Origin of the sequence: Corynebacterium macginleyi, assembly GCF_003688935.1 — a bacterium.
GTDB lineage: Bacteria > Actinomycetota > Actinomycetes > Mycobacteriales > Mycobacteriaceae > Corynebacterium > Corynebacterium macginleyi.
Map to the genome: position 1 here is coordinate 1 of NZ_REGE01000022.1, position 25,353 is coordinate 25,353.

Genomic DNA, 25,353 nt, shown 5'->3' on the forward strand with positions numbered 1-25,353 from the left:
AGACACCTCATGCACCGCACAGGAGACGCCAATGGTGACCACAACCAGCTAACCGCCTGACCTCAAACACAGAACTGAATACCGAGCCGAAAGCACAAACGGCTACACCACTACACGGGACTTGACCCGAGGAACGATTCAGCTTCAACACGTGGCACATCCGTATAAGCCGAGTACTCGGTTCGGTGGTCATAGACAAAGCTGAGAAGCAGAACTCCGGTGAGTTGCTTTAAGCACACTATGTCGCAGCGGTGCTGCAGGATATCGCGTTCTTCGCGCAGCTTCGCGTTTTCCTTTCTCTCACTGGCGGATGCGTCTCACGATTCATTCGCTGCTTGGGCTTTATCCTGCATGGCTTTCGTGCGGGCGCGTTTGCCGGTGTAGTACTTGGTGACCCATGAATGTGTTGATGCACGGTTGATTCCGAGCTCGGCTGATGCTGAGTTCAGCGAGAGGTCCTCATTGTTCTCGTAGAGGGCCACACCGTCGCGTGTGAACTGTTCTCAGTACCTGGACATGGTGGTAGATTACCAATCTTGCCAACTCGACTGGGTTGGATATCAGGTGTCCACCAAATGAGGGTCAGGTCCGCACGTCCCTGGGAGCTGACTTCACTGATACTATACCTCTTTGCTTTGTTGTCAATATTGGCGCGTTATTTTTGTGTAGATGTGCTGATAGTAGAGCGGATCTATGGGTGAGTTTTAATGATGTTTACTGTTTATTACCTCAGCTTATTATCTCAGCGAGTATTCGTAGCTTCAGCTGTTAATTTTTCGGCTACAAGCCAGGCAGCTGCGCGGTCACCGAATCAGACGTATGATGTCTTATGACTAAGGATTTCGTATAGATATTTCGCATCTAACCGGAAGGTAAAGACCATGTCCGCCACTACACAATGTCCAGCCACTACCCAGCACTCCGCGGCTACCCAGCCTGTGAAGGGTGTCGTCCCACCCGTACTCACGCCACTGAATGGTGACTACTCCATCGATACCAGTACCCTTAAACGCCACACTGAACGCCTGATCAAAGCCGGCGTCCACGGACTATTCGTCCTTGGCTCCTCCGGCGAGGTCGCATTCCTCACCCGCGAGCAACGCCGCGAGGTCATCGCCGCCGTCATCGAGCAAGCACAAGGGCGCGTACCCGTCATCGCGGGTGTGATTGATATGACCACCCCACGGGTCATTGAGCATATTAAGGATGCCATCTCTCTCGGCGTGGACGGCTTGGTCGCCACCGCCCCGTTTTACGTCCGTACGCACGCGGTGGAAATTGCCGAGCATTTCCGGCAGCTCCACGCCGCAGCGCCCAATACCCCGCTGTACGCCTATAACCTGCCGGTGAGTGTTCATACCGTTCTAGACATTGGGTCATTAATTGAGCTAGCCAGCGAGGGTGTTCTTGCAGGTGTGAAGGATTCCGGGGGTAATGATGGGTACACTCGTGCGTTAATTCTTGCCCGCGATAAAGCAGGCGTGGAAAACTTTGTGGTGCTGACTGGCTCCGAAACCACTGTGGATTTCGCGTATCTTGCCGGTGCTGATGGCGTGGTTCCGGGGTTGGGAAATGTGGACCCAGTGTCTTATGTCACACTGCACGATTTACTGGTGAAGGGCGAGTTCGCGGAAGCAGCGCGTGTCCAAGCTAGGATCACGGAGTTATTTACCATCGTTGGTGTGGGTGATGCCTCCCGTATGGGCGGAAGTTCCCAGGGCTTGGGTAGTTTCAAGGCGGCGCTGCATCACCTTGGGGTATTTCCTTCTGGTTTGATGTCCCGTCCACACGTTGCGCTGAATAGTGACGAGCGTGCGGCAATTGCCACCATTGTTGACGCGGCGAAGATCATTGAACCATAAGCACTGGCCATTGAATCTGAATGTTCGCCTATGCTCACCCACCCTCGTGAGTATCGAACTCACACTTGTATAGCAACTATCCCTTATGTAGCCAAATATTATGACTGTGACACTTGCTTTAGACGTTGGGGCAACAAAAATTGCCTGGGGTTTTGTAGATGATGACTCGCCTATGACAGCACGATGTGTGGGCAGAATCCCCGCCCAGCCACGGGGAGCCACGACGGGCGAACAGATACAGAAAGCTATTGCTCAGGCCGTGGATACTTCTGGTATTCACCCCACCCGCATAGGGATCGGCGCGCCGGGTGTTGTGATCGCCCCTCAAGGGCAGGTGGTACATAACGGCGATACGATCACGGGCTGGTCGGGGACAAATATTCGTAACCTGGCACGTGAGGTTGTTGGTGTTGCCTGCGCGGTTCATAATGATGTGCGCGTATGGGCGTATGGTGAGTTGGCTGTGGGGCAGGCTCGGGAATTTCAGCACGGGCGGGTGTTGTATTTATCTTTGGGTACTGGCGTGGGGGGCGCGGTCAGCGATGATGGCGCACTTTTGCCCAGCCGTACTGGTTCAGCGGGGGAGTTTTCCGAGCTGCTGAGCGTGGACTGCCGGGGTTGTGCGGATCGTGCGGAAAATCTTATGAGCGGTAATGCATTGGCTAGTTACTACCAGGCACTGTCCGCTGGTTCGGCGCAGCCTGGCGCAGAGACCCCACCCGCCGAGCCGGCGCAGCCTGGCGTTTTACAGGCGCACCGGATTTCCTGGCGACGCCGCGATGAGCTGGCGATTACCTTGGAAGAAGTCGTGGAGCGGATGAATCAGGGCGATGAGCTGGCTTCGTGGATTATCCGGGGCAATTCTTATGGTCTCGGGCGGGCAGTAGCGGGGTTGGTGTCCGGAATGGATCTTGATGCTGTGATTCTTGGTGGTGGGGTCAGCCAGATTGGCGAACCTGTGGTGGAGCCGTTTACGCGCGCTATCGCCGATCATGTGTTGGCGCCAAATAAAGGGGTTGCGGTGCGGGTTACTGGGTCAGCGTCCACAGCTCCGCTGGTTGGTGCGGCGGCATACGCGCGCGACTACGCCTTTTAACTCACCCGTTGCGTCACGCCCCGCGCTCACCCTCTACCCAGTTTCGATAACACCATGTGAAAGGTTTCATCCACGATGTTCCAGTTTGATAAAAATGACCTCGATCGGCGCCGCGCCCAGGTTCTTAATCTTATCCGCGGCACGGTGATTGTATCGGTGCAGGCTCCGGACGGCCACCCGATGCGTGATACTCACACGTTGACTCATGTCGCTCGTGCGTGTGTGGCAGGCGGCAGCCGCGCGATTCGTTGTGGTGGCCATGGGGGAATCCAGGATGTTGAGTCTATTGCACAGGCCGTGGACGTGCCGGTTTTTGGCCTGACGAAGGAAGGCAGCGAGGGTGTATATATCACCCCGACGGTGGAGTCTGTACGCCAATTGGCGGCGGCGGGTGCTGCGGTGATTTGTGCAGACGCCACCGATCGCCCGCGTCCGGATTCGTCGACGTATGTCGATATTGTGGAGGAATGTCACCGTCTGAATGTATTAGCGATGGCTGATTGTTCCACGCCGGAGGACATGCTTCGGGCTCATCAGTGTGGTGCGGATATTATTTCCACAACGTTGGCTGGTTATACGGAGTCTCGGGCAAAGACCGCCGGTCCGGATGTGGAGTGTTTAGCTGACGGTCGTGCGCGGTGTGGGCAAGAGGCGTTTATCATCGGGGAGGGGCGGTTTGCCTCCCGTGAGGATGTGCAGGCAGGTCGAGCATCGGGAGCGGACGCCATCATCATCGGCACAGCCATTACCGATCCGGCGTGGATTACTCGACAGTTCAACTCCTAAAGATTCAGCGTCTCCAGTGTCACAGCGATTCTAAAATCGGTTCATAGTGCAGGTACACAGCTGCTTTATAGGCGTCGAGGTTGTTATCGCGTAGTGCATTGATGATGTCCTGGTGTGCCTGTACGGTTTTTATGAGGTCTCGGGGTGCTTGTATTTGCCGTAGGGGGATGACGTTCATGTGGACTTGCCAGAGTGCGTCATAGAGTTCGCGGATGATGAGGTTATCGATATTGGATAGGAGGATGTGGTGAAAGCGCCGGTCTTCGTCCGCGAAGTTTTCGGCGTTGGCTTGTTTTTCCCCCATGGCGGTGACTAGTGCCTGTAGTTGTTCATATGTGGGGGTGTCCAGCTTCCTGGCGATTTCTCGGCCGATTTCCAGGTCCATGGCTTGGCGTGTTTCTACGACGTAGCGCAGGGTTTCGAGGTTTTCGTCTGCGTCTAGGGTCGCACGGAAGATTAAGCCTTGTACCAGTGAGGTTAATGAGGCATTGGATACGAAGGTTCCTGTGCCGTGGCGTACTTCTACGATGTCTAGGGTGGCGAGGGTACGCATGGCCTCGCGCACGGAGGATCGGGAAAACCCCAGTTCGGCGCACAGTTCAGCTTCGGTGGGCATGGTATCTCCTGGGGATAGGGAATTGTCCCGGATGAAGCGTTTGATGCCTTCGACGGCTTGTTGGGTGGTGGAGGAAGGGGGTGTTCGTGCCCCATCGATTCCCCACGGTGAACTGTGCACGGCGTGTCCTTTCTGTGTTTCTTGCGCTGGGTTTGTGGAGTCAGGTCGGTTGGGTTTATGTGATTTTATGTCTATGACGCTGATAGTTTAACGTGGCCGCCGTGGGCGGGTCCGCTGGGGCTGCGGATGTGCGTTTCAGCGTGCGTGTCGGCCTGGGCGTGCCAGTGTGCGCGCCGGTGCCTGCTCGTGAAACCTGGTCGTTACCCCCCTTAACAGGGGGTATTTAAAAGATTTCCTCTGAGGGCATTCTATACATCAGACGTCTGATGTATTCTAAGCTTCGCAATGTTTTTTGGTGTACGGCGCGGCTGCGATATATGGCTCTGTGATGTGTGCCGTGCCGTACGGCGCGGCGCTGATTATAAAGGGCTGCGCAGGTTGTGACGTGCGGCGCATATTGTGATAGGGAGCTGCAATGCAATCATTTGGCACTGTCAACTGGATCGTGTTGATCCTCTACCTCTTCGGCATGCTCCTCGTGGGGGCTTATTTTGCCAAGCGGGCAGTTCATGGACAGGATGAGTTTTTCAAAGCGGGCGGCCGCATACCCGGTTGGGCGGCAGGCTTTTCCATCTACGCCACCACATTGTCTGCTATTACATTTATGTCCACCCCAGAAAAGGCGTACTTGACAGACTGGGGATATTCGGCAGGTAACCTGGCCATTTTCGCCATAGTCCCGCTGCTGATAGGTTTCTATGTACCGTTTTTCCGAAAGTTGGACGTCACCACCGCCTACGAATACCTAGAGGAGCGCTTTTCTGTCGCCTTGCGCGTCATCGGTTCCCTCCTATTCGTTCTCTACCACATGGGGCGTATCGCTATCGTCGTGTATCTGCCAACGCTGGCGATCACCTCTGTGGCGGACATTAACCCCCTCATCGTTGCTGGCTGTGTTGGTTTTTTGTGCGTGATATACACCTTCTTGGGTGGCATGGAGGGCGTAATTTGGTCCGATGTTATCCAAGGTATTTTGCTGCTTGCGGGTGCCGCCGTGGTGATTCTTGCGGCAATGTCGATGACTCCGGAGGGTTTCTCCGGCGCTTTGACACACGCCGCCAGCGAGGGGAAGTTCTACTCATCGCAGAACTTCGCTACTGATGCGATCTTTACATCCATTCCATTCATTTTCATCGGCAATATCCTGAATAGTCTGCATCAGTACACGTCCTCGCAGGATGTTGTGCAGCGCTACCAAACCACACCAACGATCCAGGCGACCAAAAAATCCCTGATTGTTAACGGAATCCTCGCGCTCGTGACCATTCCGCTGTTCTACGGCATGGGAACCGCACTGTATAACTTCTACGAGGCCAAGGGTGGTCTACCCGAGGGCGTGAACACTTCCGCCGTGGTGCCGTATTTCATTCTTTCTGAACTGCCAGCCGGTATCGCTGGACTGATCATTGCCGCTATTCTCGCGGCAGCGCAGTCCACGATTTCTTCATCACTGAACTCTATTTCTGCCTGTGTTGTGGTGGATATTTACAATAGGTTCTCAGATAAACAAGCCTCTGTGATGTTCTCCCGCATTGTGATTATGATCGCCGGAATTTTCGGCGTGGGCGTGGCTCTATATCTTGTGGCGACCAATCAATCGGACCTATGGGACCTCTTCTTGTCCATCACCGGCCTGTTCGGTGTGCCGCTGACAGCCGTCTTTGCCCTAGGTATTTTCACCAAGACGGCCAATTCCCACGGCGTGCTGATTGGTTTGGCTTTAGGCGCTGTTGCCGCATTTTTCGCAGGAAAGATGGGCCAAGGTCCGTTCCTGGTCTCTACCGTGGCATTCGTGGTGACGCTTGTCGCCGGTTATGTTGTATCCCTGATATTCACCAGCAGGCATACCCATGACATCACGGCATTAACAATCTACGGCAAAGATCAGGAGTATATCCGCCGCACCCCAGCACTGGCGAAGTAATCACCATGACCACGCGGTGATGTGACCTACCATCGATAGTTATGACATTCTCAGAACCACGCATTCTCACAGGCCGGTTTATCACCGAATCTGTTACATGTGATTACGCCCAAATCCGGCTGGATTCCCATGGCGTCATTGAGAGCATCGAGCCTGTCTCCGAGGCTGTGCCCATCACCACCGCAGGCGCCCCCCGTGAAGGTGCCTTCACCACGCTCACCGCCTCCGATAGGATCACGTGGGTGCCGGGGTTCGTTGATCTTCACAACCACGGCGGTAATGGCGGTGCATTTCCCACCGGTGACCTGCAACAATGCCGAGCCGCAGCAGCCTACCACCGCGCCGCCGGAACCACCACGCTTCTAGCCAGCACGGTATCCGCCACACGCGATGATCTGCTCGCCCAGCTTGATATCCTCACCACGCTATGCCAGGAACGAACCATTGACGGTATCCACCTGGAAGGGCCATTCGTTAACGCCCGCCGCTGTGGCGCCCAGAACCCCGCAGCGATCATCGACGGGGACCCAGAGCTCTTCACCGAACTGCTGGACGCGGGCGCCGGACATATTGTGTCAATGACCTTCGCCCCGGAAACCCCACACGCCCGTGAGCTGGTGAGCATGTGCGCGCGCCATCATGTTATTGCGTCGCTGGGTCATACGGATGCCTCCGCGCATCTCACCCGGAGCATTCTTGGTCACGCCCGCGAGGTTGGGGCGACAGTCACCGCCACACACCTGTTCAATGCCATGCCACCTCTGCATCACCGCCGGCCTGGTGCCACGGCCGCGCTGGTGACTGCGGCCAGTGCGGGTGAGGTATTCGTGGAGCTGGTGGCGGACGGCACCCACCTGGATCACCACATGGTCGATATGGTGTGGGCTGCCGCGCCGAATAATGCGATGGCCATTACAGATGCGATGGAGGCTGCGGGTTTGGAGGATGGGGAATATATCCTCGGCGCGCTTGATGTTCAGGTGCGCGGTGGGGTGGCGCGATTGGCAACGCAGGATGGTAGCGCCGGTGCGATTGCCGGGGGAACATCCACGCTGCTTGATCAATTTCATGCCTTTCGGGCGCGTCATGGAGTGTGTGATGCTGTGCGTTTTACCTCCGCGAATGCTCGGGCTGTGCTGGAGGCAGCAGGTCAGAGCCACGCTGGGGCGGCAACGGCGGAACACGGCGGGGTGGCTGAGCACAACGGTGTTGGGGCGGCGTGGTCACTATTGCATTGCCCGGCGCCGGAGGTTGGCCAGCCAGCGCGGTTGGTGGGTCTCAACCCGGACGGCACGATTGCGGAGGTTATCCGCGCATGAAAAACAACGACCGCGAAACTACACACCGCGAACATAAACACAGCGGTAACCCCGCGAAACATAAAGATAGGAAAGGACTATCATGAAGATTCTTATTCGTCACAGCCCCGAGGATGTCGCAACCACCGCCGCGCAGATTTTCGCGCAGCACATTACCCCCGGCGCGCGGATAGGTTTAGCCACCGGCTCCACGCCTTTATTGATGTATCAGGAACTTATCCGGAAATTCCAACGCGGTGACCTTACATTTGCGCAGGTAGATGCTTTTTTGCTGGATGAATACGTGGGTTTGCCGAAGGAACATAGGGAGTCTTACTACGCCACTATCCGCCGCGAGTTCACTGAACATATTGATATTGCGGATACTGCCGTTCACTCGCCGGACGGCACGCATACTCACCCGTGTCAGGCGGCCAGGCAGTATCAAGAGCTTATAGACGCCGCACCTATTGACATTCAGCTCTTAGGCATAGGAGCTAATGGCCATCTGGGGTTTAACGAACCAACCTCTGCGTTGACCTCCGTGACTCGTGTGAAAACCTTGCACCCGAGGACTGTGCAGGATAATGCGCGTTTTTTTGATTCAGCCCAGGACGTGCCTCACCATGTGATTACTCAAGGTTTGGGAACGATACAGAAAGCATCCCACCTCTTATTATTGGCGACTGGCGAAGCCAAGGTGGAGGCCGTGAAGGCAATGGTAGAAGGGCCGTTAAGTGCATTTTGCCCGGCTTCTGTGTTGCAACTGCACCCACAGGCCACGGTTGTGCTTGATCAGGCCGCGGCTGCTGCCCTATCGGATAAGGACTACTACCGTTTCGTGGAAGAACACCAACACCTGGTGAGTTAGGCTATGAATTTTCTAGGGCTGTGAGGTTGGGGTTTATGGCTACCGGTGGTGTGCTGTGCAGGATTAACCGGCTCTTCGGGTTTTAGAGTACGTTGATTTTGTGTTGGATGTTGGCGGCGTGGATGAGGCATCGCAAGATGTAGTGGTTGAGGTTGCGGAAGCCGAGGGGCGATGCCGCGTAGGAATTCTAGGCGGCCGTTAATGGATTCGACCGGCGCGTTGGATACTCCGTGGTCGAAGTAGGCGAGGATATCCTCGCGGGGCTTGTTCATGGTCCTGCCCAGGCGCGCGATCTCAGCGATCCCGGCGTCTTTCATGCCAACAAAGGTGTCAATGAGCGTACTCATGCCTTTCTTGGCTGCTTGCTTGTTGGGATTGTTGTAGCAGCTAATGACTTATTGGTAGTAGTTCCAGGTCTCTTGTAGCCGCGCGTAGTCGTCGTCGAAGTCAAACAGTTCCTCAAGCCTCCCGCGCTGCTTGTCGGTGAGTAGGTGCTCGGTGGTCAACATCTAGAGGGTGTCAGTCCGTTTGTGTACGGGGACTGATTTACAAGTATGCGGCGAACCTGTCGGGGTAGGCCACGGATAACTGATTGATTGCCTGCTTCTAGTTGCTGGTCTTGCTGCCTTCGACAAGTCGCTTGGCTGAAGCAGAAGCCTTGGTACCTTCTTTAGCGCGGCGGGCAGCACGACGGTCCTCGATGTTGCAGATCATCAACCACAGCGTCGTCACTGCCGTTGAATCCGACGGGAACTGAACACGGTTTCGTGTTGCTTTCCGCAGCTCACTGTTCATCGATTCGATGGAATTCGTGGTGTAGATAACGTTCCTTGCCGCTGGCGGGAACTGCAGGAACGAAATGAACCGCTCCCAAGCGTCACGCCAGACTTTCACTGAGTGCGGATACTTCTGGCCAAGCTCGCTGGCCTCAAACTCATCGAGTGCACTTCGAGCTTCATCCTCGTTGACAGCGATATAGATGCCTCGTAGATGTGTCGAGACCTCTTTCCGGTCGCCGTAGGCTACCCACCTGTTAGCAGCACGAATCAAATGCACCACGCAGGTTTGGACCATGGACTCCGGCCAGGTTGCCTGGATTGCTTCGAAAAGCCTTTCAGTGCGTCACAGCAGACAATAAAGACATCGTTAACACCGCGGTTGGCGGTTTCTGCGCACACCTGCAACCAGAATGCTGCACCTTCATTGGTAGCTACCCACAAGGCCAAAATGTGCTTGATGCCTTCCATGTCCACACCGACAACCATGTAGACCGCCTTGTTGACGACGCGTCCGTTGTCACGGACTTTGATACGCAATGCGTCGAGGAAGATGACTGGATAGAACTCGTCGAGTTGCCTGGTCTGCCACACAGTGACTTCCTCTAAGACCGCATCGGTAACCGCGCTAATGGTATCTGGCGACAAGTTCACGCCGATGGTGGTAGCCAGATGATGTTCGATGTCACGCACGGTCATTTTGCCCGCATACAAACTAATGATCATGTCATCGAGGCCGGTAAGTCGGCGGCTGCCCTTGGGGACCATGCGCGGCATATAGGTGCCTGCTCGATCTCGAGGGACACTGTTATCAACTAATCCGTATGCCGAGTCCACGGTTTTGGGATAAGAGCCGTTACGGCTGTTGGCTTGGCCGGCAGCTTCCTTGGCAGCCCGGTCGCCATTGACCTAGCCCAGGTGTTCATCCATTTCCGCGCTGAGCCCACTGTTAATCGTGGCCTGCAGCAAGCCACGCACCAGCTCGTTGGCGTTGGCGGTTGATTCACCCAGCTCCTGGATCAGCTTGGCGGTTTCCGGGTTCTCCATCAGCCGGCAGCTGATATCAACGACGCGCTCAGCGTCACCATGTTTCTTCGGGGACACAACAGTCATTGTTACGCACTCTCCTTCGCGATTGAGGATTAAACCTCATACACAAAGCTTCCGACACCCTCCCAATTCAATTTACTTCCGCTTTCTTCCGTGCTAGTGGAAAAGGAAATGAAACAAAGTCATATAACCCATCTACTAGCAGTAGATACGCCCGTGAATAGGGCTCACGCTGGATGGTGCGCGCTGCATGTCTCCCAAGATTGGGCCAGCTGCAGCGCGCTTTACTTATTGGCTAACCACACCGCACGATGGGTTGTGGATCATAGACAGTGGTCTTGGTCTCGCGAGAAAGCTCCCTGCCGCTGAGATCCCTGATGATGCGGGTATCAGACGTTGTAAAGCCGGGGGAGCCAGATGAAGGCGAGCAGTCGCTGCCCGGCACGGACATAGGCTGTGGCGCGGTCTTGGCCCAGCGGCCATTATTGATGGATTCCACCTCTACCGTCTTGGTGCCTTTCAAGCGGACGGTGATTTCGCCGCCGCCAAAGTTAGTTTCAATCTGCACTGGGGTATTGAAGGTATTGGTAAATTGCAGGTCGATCGCTCCCTCGTACACGGTGGCCTCGCGGCCGGCCGGGTAGCGGGAAATGTAATACGAGTGCGGGGTGTGCGCGGTATCTTGCATGCCGGCGAAGTAGGCGGCGTTATACAGCGTGGTGGCGAACTGGGAGATGCCACCGCCCACGGCGGAACCAGAGTGCCCGTTGATGATGATGCCGGATTCCACATAGCCCTGCGCAGTCCCGCGAGGCCCGGTATGGCCGTTCAGGGAGAAGGTCTCACCGGGGTTAACAACGGCACCGTTGACCGCTTGGGCAACGAGTTGGATATTGCGTCCAGAGCCGGACGAAAAGCCGCCGGTGGAGAACTCTCCTACAGTATCGTTAAACGTCGCATTTTCGGCGTCCTCAGTAGTGAACTTGGCCGGGTCCGGCTGATAGGTAGCGTCCCACTCGCGGTCATCGCTAATCACGCGCTTATCAAAGCCCTCTATGGTGGTCTGCCAGTCAATAATCTCGCCGTCCCGGGAGGGAGTAACCTGCCTAGATCCACCAACGAATTTCACCTTGGCGTTCACACCAGGTACGTCAGCACCACCTGTGCGCTCTTGCAGCAACTGCTGTGCACGGTTGCTATCGACCACCAGGTGCAGGCGCCCATCTTTTTTCTCAATGCTGGTGAATTGGGAAATCTCCGGCTTATTCAGCGTGGCGGTGACGTTATTTTTCGCTTTCAAGATCAAAGGATTATTCAGCGCCTTGGCAGCATCGCCAGTTCGCATCTTTTCAATGGCGTCCTTATTAATGGCCGGTTCAACGTCTTCCGGTTCCACCTTCACGCCGTCTTTGCTAAGCCAATTCGCTGCAACCGCATCGTGCAATTCGGTGTCGTCTACGGTCTGGCCCAAGGTGGGATCGGTGACCTTGAGCTCGCCGTTATGAAGCTCCAGCATGCCGTCGACCGGCTCGGTGGAAAGCTCGGCTTTGACGCGGTCGAGGGTGGGCTGCAGCTTGCTATCGTCTACATCGGTTGCTACCGGGATGTCTTCGGTGGAGCGAAAGAAGCTGGCCAGGCGGGTAATCGGGTTGAGCGAAGGCTCCTTGATGGCATCAACGGCGGCCTGGTTATCCAGCGCCAGGCCGGATTGAGCAGGGGTGAATTCAGACTGCAAAGCTCCTGCAATCACGGTGACGGGCTGGGTTTCGATGCCCTTAAGCTCGCGTTCGAGCTTGTCCACGGCAGCGGTGCGCTCCATGACGGAGATATCCACGCCGCCCACGGAGACGCTGCGCGGGATCTTATCCTGGTTTACAATGACATCCCAGGCATAAGTGATGCCCGCAATGAGGACAAAACCCACGATCAGGCCAAGCGTGATGAGCCAGCCCGTTACACCGTTTTTTCCTTCGACCTTATTCACGCCTTAAAGGTTAACGGGTGAAGGGGCGCTTTTCCTAGTCGCTGTCCCCAGCGTGCACATGGTGAGCGGCATCGCTGAGGCGCTCGGGGGCCAGTCTGCCCTCATCGACGGCGCCGACGACGGAATCGATAACAGTATTGATATCAGCCTCGGTGGACCATAGGGGCATGTCGGCACCGGCGGCGAGGGAGATAATGACGGCATCGGCAAGCGGCAGCGAATCCGAAATAGCCGCCATGCCGCCAATATCATCGGTATAGATGGTGCCGTCATAATGAAAGACCTCGCGGGCAAGGCCATAGGCCTCCGGCAGGATGGAAGCAGGGGTCTGGCCATCACCCAGCCCCGGGACTGCCAGGTGGCCCATCATCAGCGCTGCATTCGGTGCGGCGGGAATGGCGTTAAAAAAGGGGATGAACTCGTGGTGCCCGAGCTCTTCCAGTGGCGGGGTGATGGCCTTTACCAGGTGGGTATCGCCCGAGGCACGACCGTGGCCGGGAAAGTGCTTGAATACGGCCGTGACCCCGGCGGCATCCAGCCCGCGGGCGAAGGCGGCGCCGTAGTCGCCGGCCTGGGCGGGATCAGTGGAAAAGGCGCGGTCTCCCACGACTTCGAGGCCATCACCATCGACATCGAGCACCGGCGCGAAGTCCACGTTGATGCCGTGATCCATCAGGCGCGTGCCGATATCTCGTGCCAGCTCTTCCACCTTCTCCGGCGGATTTTCCGCCGCCATCTGCTGCGGGGAGGGGTAGTGGCCCAAGATTTCAGAAAAACGCTGCACACGCCCGCCTTCGAAGTCGATGGCAACCTTAAAATCGCGGCCTAATTCCGCGCGCAGGGCGTTAATATTACGGCCCTCTTCTTCCAGCAAACCGGGATCCGCCCAGCTGGGAATGAAGATGCCTCCCACGCCGGCCTCCAGTTTGGCTTTGGCGTCCTCATAGCTAGTCGCCGGTGGCATGAGCACCGAGGCGGCGGTGGCGCGAATATCTGCCGGCACTGGGGCCAGTGCTGGGGCCGGCTCCGGGGCGGGTGCGGCAGTATCCGGTACCGAGGGCGCAGAGGCTGCAGGCCTGTGCGCATTGTCCTCATTCGAGGCAGAATGTGAGCAGGCGCTGAGCGCTATAACGAGACCCAAGCTGACAACGATGCGGGAATATGTCATGCCCTCCAGTGTGCAGCATTTCTCGCGAACTATCCTAGGCGGTGGTTAGACTAGTGACATGAGTAACGGCACAACAATGCTAATTGCCTATGATGGCACCAAACGCGCCAACCGCGCCTTGGAGTACGCCGCCCAGCTCCTGCGCCCCTCCACGGTGGAAATCCTCACCGCCTGGGAGCCGGTGGCCCGCCAAACCGCACGTGCCGTGAGCCGCACAGGCATGCACCAATCCACCATATCCCCCGATAGCGTGGAGGATGATCCCGCTTATGAAGAGGCGCTGAAAATCTGCCGCCAAGGCACCCAATTAGCCGAAAACCTAGGCCTAGTCGGCCGCGCCCACCTCGTCGAATCCGCCACCACGATCTCATCGGCCATCGTGGATGCCGCACACGAGCTGGACGTGGATGTCATCGTAACCGGCACCCGCGCGCTGACCGGCTTTCGCGCCTGGTGGACCAACTCCACGGCAGACCACATCGTGCGCAATGCGGGCCTGCCCGTCTTTATCGTCCCGCAAGAAAATGACGAAGATGCAAAAAACGGCGATCCGGAATACTTCTAAGTAGCTGCTACTATCTTTAGGCATGGCTCTGGAATCCGATTCTTTAAACAAGCGCACCCTCGGCCCAGCCGTGGGTAGCGCTGTTGTGGGCATCGCCCTGGGCATTGTCACTATAGTTGGCATCGCCCAGTTCTCCGGCAGCGATACCGTGCCCGAAGGCACCGCGGTTTCTGCCGATGATGCGGTGCTGGGCGGACCCGAATACGGCTCCCGCAATTAGACGGGCGCACCGGCGTGCATGACCGGACCAAACAGCTCACCCGCGTCACACACGGCGGTTCTGCTGCACACCGCTACCGCACAATAGCTCGCTCCCTGCAACAACGCTGCGGGTGCATTACCCGGCCCTACCCGCTCGGCATTCTTGCCTTAGCACTCATCCTCGCGGTACAGCCATGGGGACTGACCGCCGCCGATACCAAACACGATCTGACCGCGAACCCGCGGCACTTCCTGCGCGGCGCGCTCGATGCCTATACCGATATCTTCACCCTGGGCCAGCTGCAAAACCAGGCCTACGGCTATCTCTTCCCACAGGGCCCCTTTTTTGTGTTAACCGAACCCCTGCCGGACTGGATAGCCCAACGCTTATGGTGGCTGTTGGTCTTAAGCGTAGGCTTTATCGGCTTTCATAAGCTAGCTACTAGGATAGGCCTGCGTGGCCGGTGGGTCTGGGTAGCAGCGATGCTTTATGCTCTCTCCCCGCGTTCGCTATCTACGCTGACGGCCATTTCTTCCGAAACTTGGCCCGTCATGTTAGCCCCGTGGGTCATCGTGCCCTTCCTGCGGGAAAGGCTGACCTGGCGCGATGCTGCCGCCGCCACGATTCCCGTCGCCCTGATGGGCGCGGTCAATGCGACCGCCACGCTCGCGGCATGTACCCCGGCGCTTATCATCGTGGTCTATCGCCGCGCCTTTACACCCGGCGCGGCCTGGCTGCTGGGCTGCCTGTACGTATCCGTGTGGTGGATTGGCCCCCTTATTATCTTGGGGCGCTACGCTCCGCCGTTTACGGAATTTATCGAATCCTCCCGCGTAACCACCCGGTGGCTGAACCTGCCGGAAATCCTGCGCGGTACAACAAGCTGGTCGCCCTTTGCGGATGCCGAGCGCATCGCCGGCCACGAGCTCGCCACTTCTGCCTTCTTTGTCCTTGTCACCATGGCCTTAGCTGCGGTGGGCATTTATGGACTGTGCCGGCTACCCCGTGTATGGTCCGTCATGCTGATTACCGGCGTGGCAGTTTTAGGCTGCCAGGCGGCGTGGTATCTCGATGCGCTCGATGGGGTGCTAGCCCCCCTGCGCAACCTGCACAAATTCGATCCGCTGGTGCGCATCCCGCTGCTGGTGGGCTTTGCCCGTGCTTGCCAGCGACTGCCACTGCCCACATCCCTGCACCCCACCAAGAAGCAGACGGTAGGAGCGCTGGTGCTATTGGTGTGCATCAGTGCCCTCTCCCCGGCATGGTCGCAGCGTCTGCTGCCCTTAGGCGCCTACGCCAAGGTGCCGGACTATTGGCACGCGGCCACGGACTTTATCAACGAACATGCAGAGAGTACGCGTACCCTGATCTATCCCGAGGCTTCCTTCAGCCGGCAAAAGTGGGGCTGGACCCGCGATGAGCCGGCGCAGCCGCTTCTCACTGTGCCCTGGGCTGTCCGCGATGCCATTCCCCTCGTACCCCCAGAGGCCATCCGTGGCCTCGATGGGATAATGGCCGTTTTAAAAGAGGACCCGGCTAGCGGGGTGCGCGCCTTGCAGCGCCTGGGAATCGGCGCGGTGATGGTGCGCCACGATCTCTTTGCCGCCGATAATGACACCTTGAGCACTACATTTGGCGGCAGACTGCACACTTTCGGCGAGGTCGATGTGATCCTGCTCGAACAGCATTCCATGGCGCTGACCTCCGCCGAACCGTTCCGCGTGGCCGGTGGCGGCGAGGCGCTGGCCTTCCTCGATGCTCATGATGGCCCTGCCGCCCGCGAGCTGGTGGACAAAGACGCCGATATCGTCACCGATACCCCCACGCTGGTGGATCGCAATTACGGCACGCTCCATGGCGCAGCCTCGGCGCCGCTGGCCAAAGACGATCCCAGCGACGTATATAACCGCCTGCGCGATTATCCCTCCGCCGGCCCGCTGACCGCCGTGGATACCCACGGCGGCGAGGTCGCGGTTTCTTCTTCGGCCGCCGATGCCACCGCCTTTGGCGGAGCCCAGCCGGAAAAGTCCGCCACCGCTGCAGTCGATGGGGAAAATTCCACCGCCTGGTGGCCGGCGCCCGGCGATAATGAGGGGTGGATCGAGCTACGGGGTGATTTTAGCCAACCGCGGCTGAAAATCATGGCCACCAGCTCCACCACGGTCACGGTGCGTTCAGGCGGTGCTTCCGTAGAGGTGGATCTACAGCCTTTTCACTCCACGACGGTGCGCGTACCCGGCGGGGATTCCCAGGCCATCAGGGTGGAATTATCCCGCCGCACCGGCATTGCGGAACTAGAGGTAGAAGGCCACCCCATCGAGCGGGTGGTCACCGTGCCGGATACCTCGCCGAATGTGCACCAATTCTTCTTCCAACAGATGGTGCACGATACCGGCGTGCTCATTCGCGATGTCACGGTGCCGCGCCCCATGGAGGTCACGGTAGATTCCACCAAACCGGTGCTGATCGATTCCCACCGGTACTCCCCCGGTAGCACCCTAAGCCTAGAGCCCGGTGTCCACCGCGTGCGCACCACTGGCGCGTGGGTGTCCATGACGGAAAAGGGCTGGTCCCCGCCGAGCGATTATCACCTCACCGATTTTTCCATCGAGGCTGCAGAGGGTGAGCGCCTGCTCATTACCGGCCGCGCCTTTAATAAAGGCCTGCGCGGTTTTATAGGCGATACCGAGCTCACCCCGCGCGAGATCGACGCCGCTACGCAGGCGTTTATCGTCCCCGCTGAGATTGGTGGGCAATTCCGCATGACTTTCAGGCCGCAATCGGCCTACCGCGCCGCCCTGGTCTTCGGGGGTTCGCTCGGCCTAGCCACGCTGGGGCTCTGCCTACTTTTCGCCGCCCGCCGCGGCCCGCAACCCACCTGGTACCCGCGTCCAGGTGGCCTGCCGTCTGCGGTGTACTCGCTGGCCTGTCTCGCACTAGTAGGCTGGCCGGCAGCACTTGCTGGCGTGAGCGCCTGGCTCATCGTGCGGTGGACCGCCATGTCGCGGGCCTTTTTTGCCTGCGGCGTGGTGGCGGCGGCCGGCGCCATCTTTACCCGCGCCCCGTGGACCGCAGGGGCCTATGCCGGCGATTCCGTGCTACTTATGTGCTTATGTGCCGCGGGGCTGGCTTGTCTTTTCGCCGCCGATAGCCCAGTAAAAGGTCGCGACCCGGGCGTTCAATAAGCGTATAGCTCGCCGCCGAAACCACAATGGTGCCCACCACCGTGATGGCAAGAATGACCCAAAAATCCAACGTTTTCCCACTAAACAGCGGCACCCCGGTCAGCGGGAAGGCCACGGCGAGCACCGCCACGTGCCACAGGAAAATGGAATATGACCACTTACCCAGCGCCTGCATCAACGGCGAGGTAAGCCACGAAGTTCCACGTGGAACCAACGCCACCGGCACCACTACGCACCCCGCGAATACCGCCCCGGCAATAATGCGGCAAGCAAACTCCGCCGGTTCCGGATGCACCAGCCCTACCGGCCCAAACCAGTCCCGGCTGGCCACCCACAGCACTACCCCCGCCAGCACGATCCAGGCCCAGCGCACCCGCAGGATGCGCGCCATACGCTTGCCGATGCCCCTTTCTTCCACCTCCGCCGCCAGCATGCCCACCGCAAACCATGAGGCATAGGCCAGTGGCCAGATTTGTGAGTTGACTTGGTCCTCAGAATAGTTCGCGACAAAGGGAATAAATCCCCACCCCCAGCTCGCCACTGCAACACCGGCGATAATCGTCATGCGCCAACGCTGCGGCAGGCTGCCAATGACCCAGATGAAAACCGGCAATAAGAGATAAAAGAAAAACTCCACGCAGAGTGACCACAGGTGGGTAAGGCCTGGGGCGAGGCCATCAGCTACATAGATCTGGGTCGAGGTCAGGTTGGCGAGGATCTGGGTGGGGGTGATGGAGTGGGCATCAGGGAGCAGCAGCATCACTGATACCACGCAGGCATAATAGGCCGGTGCCAAGCGGGCAATGCGGGAATGGGCATAGCCGCGCACCGTATGCAGCCCGCGTCGGCGCCACAGTAAAAAGGCGCTGAGGGCGAAAAAGACGGCGACGAAAAAATCAAAACGCCCGGCAAATTCCCACCCAGTGCCGGTTTGAAAAGATACGTGGGTGACAATAATTCCTAGTGCGGCAACCGCGCGTAGGCCGTCTAGATCCGGCAGGTGCTGGGGTAGTCTTTTCACAGATGCCTGCGTGCGCACGCTTGCTCCTTTACCCCGGAAACCAGAAACTGATTGGATATAGTACTGCAATGAGCCGCTATCTTTGGCCACGCTCGCCACGTACGTGGGTTGTCATTGCCGCAATCATTTTCCTCCTTATCGGTACCCTCGCCCCGCCCCTTTACAATAACCGGACCCGCCCGTTGGGCTTGGATAAAGATTTCTCGACCTCAAGCGGGCCCACCGACGCGGTATGGATGGACGTGCGCGCCCTCATGGCTGGCGAAGCCCCCACTGATACCGAATCCGACTCTAATCCGCGCTGCAAAGACAGGTCTGCTCCACTGTGGTGCTACCTACACCACGGGCCGCTGACCTTAGAGCGCACCATTACCACCGGCGAGGTAGACGATGATGACACCATCGCCACCGCCGATACCGTGACCAACCTGCGTGCTAGCAGTCCCGGGAATGCCGAAGAGGAAATCGCCACCGTTCATCAGCACTCCGTGCTCAACCGCGAATCCACGTTCCCACTAGCAGAGCCAGTTAATAAATGGGAGCTCGCCCTGCCCGAGTTTAAGGCCGACCTCACCCGTGCGGACTTCGAGCGGGACGGCCTCACCCATTTCTTCCCCTCCGGCACGGAACAACGCTCTTATGCATTTTTTGATTTCCTGGCCCAAGAATCCACGCCGATAGACTTTAGCGGCGACTCAAAGATGGATGGCATTCCCGTCTATTCCTACCACCAGGACTTACCACCGCTGCCGCTGAAGAACACCTTTAGCAATATCAGCGCAGGGCTAGATAGCACCACTAAAGCGGACGAACTCAAACCCGGTGACTTCCAGTTAAAAGGCCCGGCCAGCCGGTTTTTTGACCGGCACTCGCGCGAGCTTGTGGATCTTGATGGCGATGCCACCGTCATTGTCGAGCCTTTTTATACCGTGAGCCGCGATATCTCGGTCGAGCCCACCACCGGAACTATCGTGGATATGCGGGAAAACGTCAAGGTCTTTTTCGCCACCGATACTCAGCAGGCGGGAACCCTCATCGCACAGGATGACACGGAAGATCGCTCCGTACTGGCCGCGAATTTTCGGTGGTCAGAGGATACCCGCGCGCAGCGCCTCGCGGAGGTCCGCCCGGTAATCTATACCATGCGGGGGCTCATGGCGGTTGGCTGGCTAGGCAAGGCCCTGGGCGTTTGCTTGCTTATTGTCGCTGCCTACCAATTCATGGGCCGCCACCGAGACAATCATGATACCCAAGATCCCGCACGCCCCTAGGCGCATCCTCCTCGGGCTGTGGGGAGCCGCTCTCGTAGCCGCGGTATGTTGGCCCTTCGCACTACCCGGTGAGTTCCTCTGGCGCGATATGGTGCTCTTAGACGATCCGGGGCTTACCCCCTCCGCGCTGGGTGCGGGAAGCTTGCCAGCCCGCAATGCACCACAAGATGGATTGTTGGCTTTACTCGGCGGGGTGTGGGCCGCCCGGGTACTCATCTTTGCCGCCGCTGGGGCCGCCGCGCTCACTGCAGCGCTGTGGTCCCGCACTACGGTATCGGCGCTGGCCGCGATGACCATCGCGGTGGCCAATCCCTTCGTTATCGAACGCCTCCTGCAAGGCCAGTGGTCACTGGCCCTAGCCGCTTGGTTACTCCCGGTCATCGCCTGGGCCGGTCACCGCCACAGCTGGCTGGCTTGGCTGGCCATGTGCGGCGCATCACTTACTCCCACCGGCGGGTTGTTCGCTGTAGGCACCGCCCTTTTTACCTGCCGGAAGCGGATTGCCCTGGCAGGCTGCCTCTTGTGGCTACCGTGGCTGATTCCAAGTATTTTTCGCCCCAGTGTGCCCGGCGATACCGCAGCCGCCGTCGCAGCCTTTTCCCCGCGCGCAGAAGCACACGTGGGCACGGTAGGCTCCCTCTTGCGGCTCGGCGGAATATGGAATGGTGAGGCCGCCCTCGGCCTCGCCCCCTTCGGTCTTTTTATCGCGGTTCTCGCCCTGGCGGGCGCGCACCGCGTCCCGGCGCGCTTGAGCATGTTAGCCGCGCTCGGCCTCGGCGGCGCGCTGGTGTGTTGGCTATTGCCCGGCGTTATGGAGTGGGCCATTGATACCTTTCCAGGGGCGGGGCTTGTGCGCGATAGCCACAAACTTACGATGCTCGCCCTGCCGCTATACGTTGCCTCCATCGGTGCGCTGCCGCAGATTCCGGCCGCGCTGGCGCTAGTGGCCGCCACCATCCAGATTCTTCCTGCTCCGTCCCGCCTCGCCGTGCTTTCTCCCCGTGATACTGGGGTGGATGAGCAATTGGTGCGCGACATAGACGGCCGCCTGGCATTTTTCCCCGAACGGCCCAATTTGGTGGCGATTCCCCCGGGAGTCGCCGTCGATCCCTATTCCAAGGCCGTACCCATGGTGGAATCCGGCGAGCTCAGTGTGGACGGTGAAGTCATCGATCAGGCCTCGCCGCAGTACCGCGCGGCGCTGCGCGCCTGGCAAGACCGCGATATGGCAGGCCTCGCAGAACTTGGGGTGGGCGTTGTGGTGGTCGATGGCGCCATCGCCGCAGAGACCAACGCCCCGCGCCCCGAGCTACCGTGGGTGCTTACCGCCCTGTGGATGGCTGCCCCGCTACTAAGCCTTGGAGCAATTGCGCAAAGGAAGCGCCGGTCTTCTCCCACGAAAAGCGCGCGGCGAACTCCCGCGCATTAGACCCTAGGCGGCGGCGTATCTCCGCGTTCTCCAAAAGCTCTTGGGTGGACGCCACGAAGTCGCCCTCTTCTTCTACCAGGATTCCGGTCTCACCATTGATGACACTATCGCGCAGGCCAAACGCATAACCCACTGTAGGAACCCCATGCTGGGCGGCCTCCATGACGGCAAGGCCCCACCCTTCTTTGCGGGAGGGCATGAGGTGGGCATCGGCACGCGCGAGCAAGGCATGCTTATAGTCTTCCGTGACCTGGCCGCGAAAGCGCACGCGATCCGTTACTCCGAGCTTTTCGGCATAATCGCGCAGGTTCGACTCCCACCAGCCCGAGCCAATCACATCCAATACCGCACCCGGCGTGCGCGCCACCGTATCCATGGCATGCTCGATCTGCTTGTGCGGGACTAGCCGCGACAGGGTCACCAGGTGTTTATCCGCCTCCCGTTCGAGGGAAGGCACGTGCGCCGGAATAGGGTCTAGGCCGTTGGCGATGATCCGCGCGCCGTCAATTCCGAGCGCCTCCAGATCCTCGCGCGAGGCCTGCGAGACCGTAACGTACGTCGAATCCCGATATACCCGCGGTGCTACGCGCGATTCCAGAAACCAGCCCAACCGCCCGAGCACCGGACCGGCCACGGGCCATTGCTCGCGGTGGCAATGGTGGGTGAGTAGCACCGTCGGTGCGCCGGAAATCAACCGCGCGAAGAAGGGAATGCCGTTCTGGGTATCGATGACTGCGTCGATGCCGCGCAGATCCCCCAGGCCCATTCTCCCCGCCGCAATGGCCACCCACGCCCGCGGATACACGCCAAACTTGGCGCCGCCGCGGCTATAGTGCACGCCAGCGCGCACCTCCCGGCGCGCCGCATTCATGTGCTTAGAGGTGCGAAAGACCACCTCGTGGCCCTGCGCTGCTAGGTACTCCCCCACGCGTTCGAGGTAACGCTCGGAGCCACCGCCCTGCGGGTGAGTGGAATCGCGCCAGCATAGTAAAAGAATTTTCATCGCAGGGTATTAGCCTAGTGGTTTATGAAACACACCCGCGACATAGCCACACTCTCCCGCTCCTGGGCGCTGCTGCGCTCTTTCCGCTTCGAGCAAACCCACCCCGATATTTTCTACGGTGGCCTGGCAGAAGATACGGCCACGCTGGTGGAAAACTTGGGCCGCGACTTGAGAGTGCCGCTTGCTGGTGCCCACGTGCTCGACGTAGGCGGCGGCCCCGGCTATTTTGCCGCCGCTTTCTCAGCCCGCGGCGCGTCCTACGTTGGCTTAGAGCCCGATGCGGGGGAAATGTCCGCGGCTAATATCCATCTCAACAATTCCGTGCGTGGTGATGGCACGCGCCTGCCCTTCGCGGACGATTCCTTCGACGTGGTCTATTCCTCTAATGTTGCCGAACACATCCCCCACCCGTGGGAGATGGGTAAAGAAATGCTGCGCGTTACCCGCCCCGGCGGCCTGTGCATCATGAGCTATACCGTCTGGCTCGGCCCCTTTGGCGGCCACGAAACCGGGTTGTGGGAACACTACGTCGGTGGCGCCTTCGCCCGCGACCGCTATACCCGCCACCACGGGCACCCACCCAAGAATAACTTTGGCACCTCGCTGTTTAATGTCTCCTGCTCCACCGGCCTCACCTGGGCCAAGTCCACCGGCGCGCTAAAGCTCGCCTTTCCGCGCTACCACCCCAGCTGGGCATGGTGGCTAACCAAGGTTCCTGGCCTGCGCGAATTCGCCGTGTCCAACCTGACGCTGGTACTGCAGCCCGACTAGGCCGCGCCACAGCTCGCGCCGAGGTTGTCCTACTATACCGTCGACGGCGCCATCTTCGGCTCGAAAACGGTCTGGTACGGATTTCCCGCCGCTTGGGCTGGTCGTCGCGCGATGCCGTGTATGTAACTGCTGTGGTGGATTCCCGTCGCCATCCTGGGCTCTGGTGCGCCTCTGATTCAAGACACTTACCGCCCCCCCTGTGCGTTCACATTGCAAATAACACGGTCGTGGCAATCACGACTCTGACAGGACTATCGGGCTAATCAGTCCCTGCGCAGCGGGAAAAGAAAGCGTTAGTTCAGTGGTCGTAGCAGGGACTAACCCCGAGACGCTTCAGTCACCAATCACGACCACTTACTCAGCAACAGACTGTCGAATAAGTATGAATTCGGACACCGTCATCTCTGCGGGCTCAAGCCTCGAGGCATCGCACCTAGAACTGCACATTCAGGCTTTGCTTTGAATACCAGTTCAGACCTGCGCTCTGCGTAAGTTTATACCCCAGCACTTTGCATTGCCGCCCCGCGCGTTCTGTATATAGTTTTTCTAATAAAAACAGTGACCTCAAACTCATTCTTCGTGTGGCATTCAATCGCCTACAAGAATTATAGTACAGGGGTTTACTTCGACAGAAGGTTAGATTAAGGTTAGATTCGAGAGAATACAGTTATTCCAAACTGAAGAGGTAGATCGATGTGAAAAGCAATCTTGCATGCATCGGAGCATTTCTTTTTGTCTCCTTATTTCTCGGCTTGCTTGGGTTCGTGGAATGGAAAAGTATTGCCCTCTACGGGGGAACCGCTTTCGTTTCAATGACCATTGTTCTGCTCTTAAAAGAAAGATATAGACATTCCAACGGTGGTCATTAAGGAATAGATAGCGTATCTCTTTTGTATCTGAATAAACACTATCCAATAGTAACACTAGCTCACTGCTAAGTTTGCAAAATGATCAATTAAAATCATTTTTACATTAAAACTGAGAAGTCATTCTTTGAAAGTTAATGCTCGGAAAAAATTTTTGACAGCTACCGTATGCACTATCTTATCTTTCTCCATGCTTCCATCTGCCAGCGCGTCTGATGGAACTACCCCTGAAGGATCCCAGGCAGCGGAGGATGTAAAGTCAAATCTACAGCCCTTAGATGATGAGATGGAGGCTAGGAGCACCTTTGAGAAGCTCCGGTCAGAAGGCTACTATTTTCGCAATTTCTCCCAAGATCAGCATGAGTACATCCGATTCGAATTGCAGCCGGGAGTATATTTGACTCTACCTAATTTTGACTCTTCGACTCCAGGTGACAAGGGAAGCATTGACCTCACAGAAGCCGTAAGAACTTCTGGCTTCACTACCTATTCATGGGATCCTACAGGGCCACCACCAGACATACGTATCAACCATAAGGTACAGCAGATCATTCTTGCTTCTGGAATTGGTGCTGCCGCAGGACTTATCGGTGGCGCGCTCGGAGGGGCTCTAGGTGCCGGAGTTGGTGCTTGGATAGGAGACAACGGTATCTGCAGTAACAAACGGTCACTCATCGTCCGCCAGGAAAAAATTGTTTCTTGGATACCATACGATCCAAATCTAAACAGTAGAACCACGTACCATTGCGAGTAAAAGTGCCCCCTTGGTTTTATTTTGAATAAAGTAGGATTCCCCCCGCGAACCTGTCTCCTGTTAGGTGGACACCTGATATCCAGCTCGGTCGGGTTGAAAAGAAAGGTAATCTACCACCATATCCAAGTACTCCGAACAGTTCACGCGCAATACCGTGACCCTCTATGAGAACAAATAGGTCGGCATCGCAGCCTCGAAAAGCCGGATGGTGGACTTGCGATTTTGGAATATTTCCTACGAATCAGCGCATCGGCGGATCTTTCGTTTTAACTGCCCAGTGAGGTTGTTCGATCTCACGTTTCAGGGGCGCGGTACACGTGGCGCCAACCCCGGAAAATGAACACATCTTGGATTCTAGAGACCAAGATTATATCGACCTAAACTTCAAAATGTGTTGTTTAAGCCCAACAAAGCTCTAATTCCAGCAGCTTTACGCTGCTGGGGATAGGTTTACGGGGTGTTCCTATGTAGTTTGTCATTCTCGCAGGTGAGGAAGACGGGGGCAGGTCTCCAACTCCGGATTTTTAGGTGTGCTGTTTTTGCTTGCGATTGGTAGCCCACTGGGATTTTGCCTAGTCGGCTTGTTTCGTTGTGGGGTTGCCCGCAAATCGTGGACACGTTGTTAAGCTGCTTAGGGGTTAAGCAGCGGCTTTCTTATTACAATTTTGATCAGCGAGCTGGGCTTCGAAATCGACGGGGCTTACCATCCCGATGGACGAGTGGCGACGACGCCGG

The 25,353-nt window shown here is 57.8% G+C and carries 19 protein-coding genes and 1 pseudogene; 12 read left to right on the plus strand and 8 right to left on the minus strand.

The annotated features are described in order from the left end of the window. Positions 1 to 317: 317 nt before the first annotated feature. Positions 318 to 482, minus strand: coding sequence for a hypothetical protein (locus D9V82_RS12305; RefSeq protein WP_167449798.1), 165 nt, complete (start codon positions 480 to 482; stop codon positions 318 to 320). Between the two features lie 399 nt (positions 483 to 881). On the opposite strand from D9V82_RS12305, the gene D9V82_RS10430 reads away from it, so the two are divergent. The 3 genes from D9V82_RS10430 (at position 882) to D9V82_RS10440 (ending at position 3,744) form a co-directional block, all read left to right on the plus strand. Further along, positions 882 to 1,862: a dihydrodipicolinate synthase family protein gene (locus D9V82_RS10430; protein ID WP_121912309.1), complete on the plus strand. Its 981-nt coding sequence runs from the start codon at positions 882 to 884 to the stop codon at positions 1,860 to 1,862. A 100-nt stretch (positions 1,863 to 1,962) separates the two neighbouring features. Then, the gene (locus D9V82_RS10435; RefSeq protein ID WP_121912310.1) at positions 1,963 to 2,958 is read left to right on the plus strand and encodes an ROK family protein; all 996 of its coding nucleotides are present in this window, start codon (positions 1,963 to 1,965) and stop codon (positions 2,956 to 2,958) included. 75 nt (positions 2,959 to 3,033) lie between these two features. Beyond that, positions 3,034 to 3,744 (plus strand): N-acetylmannosamine-6-phosphate 2-epimerase, encoded by a 711-nt coding sequence (locus D9V82_RS10440; RefSeq protein WP_121912311.1) that lies wholly within the window; start codon positions 3,034 to 3,036, stop codon positions 3,742 to 3,744. A 19-nt stretch (positions 3,745 to 3,763) separates the two neighbouring features. Here D9V82_RS10440 and D9V82_RS10445 read toward each other — a convergent pair whose 3' ends face one another. Further along, positions 3,764 to 4,480: a FadR/GntR family transcriptional regulator gene (locus D9V82_RS10445; RefSeq protein ID WP_121912312.1), complete on the minus strand. Its 717-nt coding sequence runs from the start codon at positions 4,478 to 4,480 to the stop codon at positions 3,764 to 3,766. Positions 4,481 to 4,895: 415 nt separating this feature from the next. Between D9V82_RS10445 and D9V82_RS10450 the strand changes: the two genes are divergently transcribed. The 3 genes from D9V82_RS10450 to D9V82_RS10460 all read left to right on the plus strand — a co-directional run bounded on the left by D9V82_RS10450 (position 4,896) and on the right by D9V82_RS10460 (position 8,573). After that, entirely contained in the window at positions 4,896 to 6,404 is a 1,509-nt protein-coding gene (locus D9V82_RS10450; RefSeq protein ID WP_121912313.1) for a sodium:solute symporter family protein, read from the plus strand. Positions 6,405 to 6,445: 41 nt separating this feature from the next. Further along, on the plus strand, positions 6,446 to 7,723 hold the full coding sequence (locus tag D9V82_RS10455; protein ID WP_121912314.1) for an N-acetylglucosamine-6-phosphate deacetylase: 1,278 nt from the start codon (positions 6,446 to 6,448) through the stop codon (positions 7,721 to 7,723). 82 nt (positions 7,724 to 7,805) lie between these two features. Further along, complete coding sequence (locus tag D9V82_RS10460) at positions 7,806 to 8,573, plus strand: glucosamine-6-phosphate deaminase (protein WP_121912315.1); 768 nt, start codon at positions 7,806 to 7,808, stop codon at positions 8,571 to 8,573. Here D9V82_RS10460 and D9V82_RS12760 read toward each other — a convergent pair. From D9V82_RS12760 to D9V82_RS10485, 4 genes and pseudogenes are all read right to left on the minus strand, one after another. Further along, positions 8,570 to 8,920: a transposase gene (locus D9V82_RS12760; RefSeq protein WP_234456509.1), complete on the minus strand. Its 351-nt coding sequence runs from the start codon at positions 8,918 to 8,920 to the stop codon at positions 8,570 to 8,572. The two genes, D9V82_RS10460 and D9V82_RS12760, sit on opposite strands and share 4 nt — an antisense overlap. A gap of 259 nt (positions 8,921 to 9,179) precedes the next feature. Then, positions 9,180 to 10,462: pseudogene (locus D9V82_RS10475) on the minus strand (IS256 family transposase). Between the two features lie 232 nt (positions 10,463 to 10,694). Continuing rightward, entirely contained in the window at positions 10,695 to 12,383 is a 1,689-nt protein-coding gene (locus D9V82_RS10480) for a VanW family protein (RefSeq protein ID WP_121912316.1), read from the minus strand. A 34-nt stretch (positions 12,384 to 12,417) separates the two neighbouring features. Next, the gene (locus tag D9V82_RS10485; RefSeq protein WP_121912317.1) at positions 12,418 to 13,551 is read right to left on the minus strand and encodes a glycoside hydrolase family 3 N-terminal domain-containing protein; all 1,134 of its coding nucleotides are present in this window, start codon (positions 13,549 to 13,551) and stop codon (positions 12,418 to 12,420) included. A 58-nt stretch (positions 13,552 to 13,609) separates the two neighbouring features. Here D9V82_RS10485 and D9V82_RS10490 point away from each other — a divergent pair, with 58 nt between their 5' ends. Genes D9V82_RS10490 through D9V82_RS10500 form a run of 3 tightly spaced genes read left to right on the plus strand, consistent with a single transcriptional unit; the run spans position 13,610 to position 17,503 of the window. Next, on the plus strand, positions 13,610 to 14,116 hold the full coding sequence (locus D9V82_RS10490; protein ID WP_121912318.1) for a universal stress protein: 507 nt from the start codon (positions 13,610 to 13,612) through the stop codon (positions 14,114 to 14,116). 22 nt (positions 14,117 to 14,138) lie between these two features. Continuing rightward, positions 14,139 to 14,336, plus strand: a complete 198-nt coding sequence (locus D9V82_RS10495; RefSeq protein WP_121912319.1) for a DUF2613 domain-containing protein — start codon at positions 14,139 to 14,141, stop codon at positions 14,334 to 14,336. Positions 14,337 to 14,350: 14 nt separating this feature from the next. Continuing rightward, positions 14,351 to 17,503, plus strand: coding sequence for an alpha-(1->3)-arabinofuranosyltransferase domain-containing protein (locus D9V82_RS10500; RefSeq protein WP_121912320.1), 3,153 nt, complete (start codon positions 14,351 to 14,353; stop codon positions 17,501 to 17,503). Here D9V82_RS10500 and D9V82_RS10505 read toward each other — a convergent pair. Continuing rightward, on the minus strand, positions 17,421 to 18,524 hold the full coding sequence (locus D9V82_RS10505) for an acyltransferase family protein (protein WP_239088611.1): 1,104 nt from the start codon (positions 18,522 to 18,524) through the stop codon (positions 17,421 to 17,423). The genes D9V82_RS10500 and D9V82_RS10505 overlap by 83 nt on opposite strands. A gap of 68 nt (positions 18,525 to 18,592) precedes the next feature. Between D9V82_RS10505 and D9V82_RS10510 the strand changes: the two genes are divergently transcribed. Further along, a complete protein-coding gene (locus D9V82_RS10510) occupies positions 18,593 to 19,795 on the plus strand; it encodes a porin PorA family protein (RefSeq protein WP_121912322.1) in 1,203 nt (400 codons plus the stop codon). After that, a complete protein-coding gene (locus D9V82_RS10515) occupies positions 19,767 to 21,224 on the plus strand; it encodes an MmpA family trehalose lipid delivery protein (protein ID WP_121912323.1) in 1,458 nt (485 codons plus the stop codon). The genes D9V82_RS10510 and D9V82_RS10515 overlap by 29 nt, the downstream gene beginning before the upstream one ends. Here the strand turns inward: D9V82_RS10515 and D9V82_RS10520 are convergent. Continuing rightward, positions 21,118 to 22,227 carry a glycosyltransferase family 4 protein gene (locus D9V82_RS10520; RefSeq protein ID WP_121912324.1) on the minus strand — a complete coding sequence of 370 codons (1,110 nt, stop codon included), beginning with the start codon at positions 22,225 to 22,227 and terminating at the stop codon, positions 21,118 to 21,120. The genes D9V82_RS10515 and D9V82_RS10520 overlap by 107 nt on opposite strands. Positions 22,228 to 22,251: 24 nt before the next feature. On the opposite strand from D9V82_RS10520, the gene D9V82_RS10525 reads away from it, so the two are divergent. Further along, positions 22,252 to 22,998 carry a class I SAM-dependent methyltransferase gene (locus D9V82_RS10525; RefSeq protein WP_121912325.1) on the plus strand — a complete coding sequence of 249 codons (747 nt, stop codon included), beginning with the start codon at positions 22,252 to 22,254 and terminating at the stop codon, positions 22,996 to 22,998. Positions 22,999 to 25,353 lie beyond the last annotated feature (2,355 nt).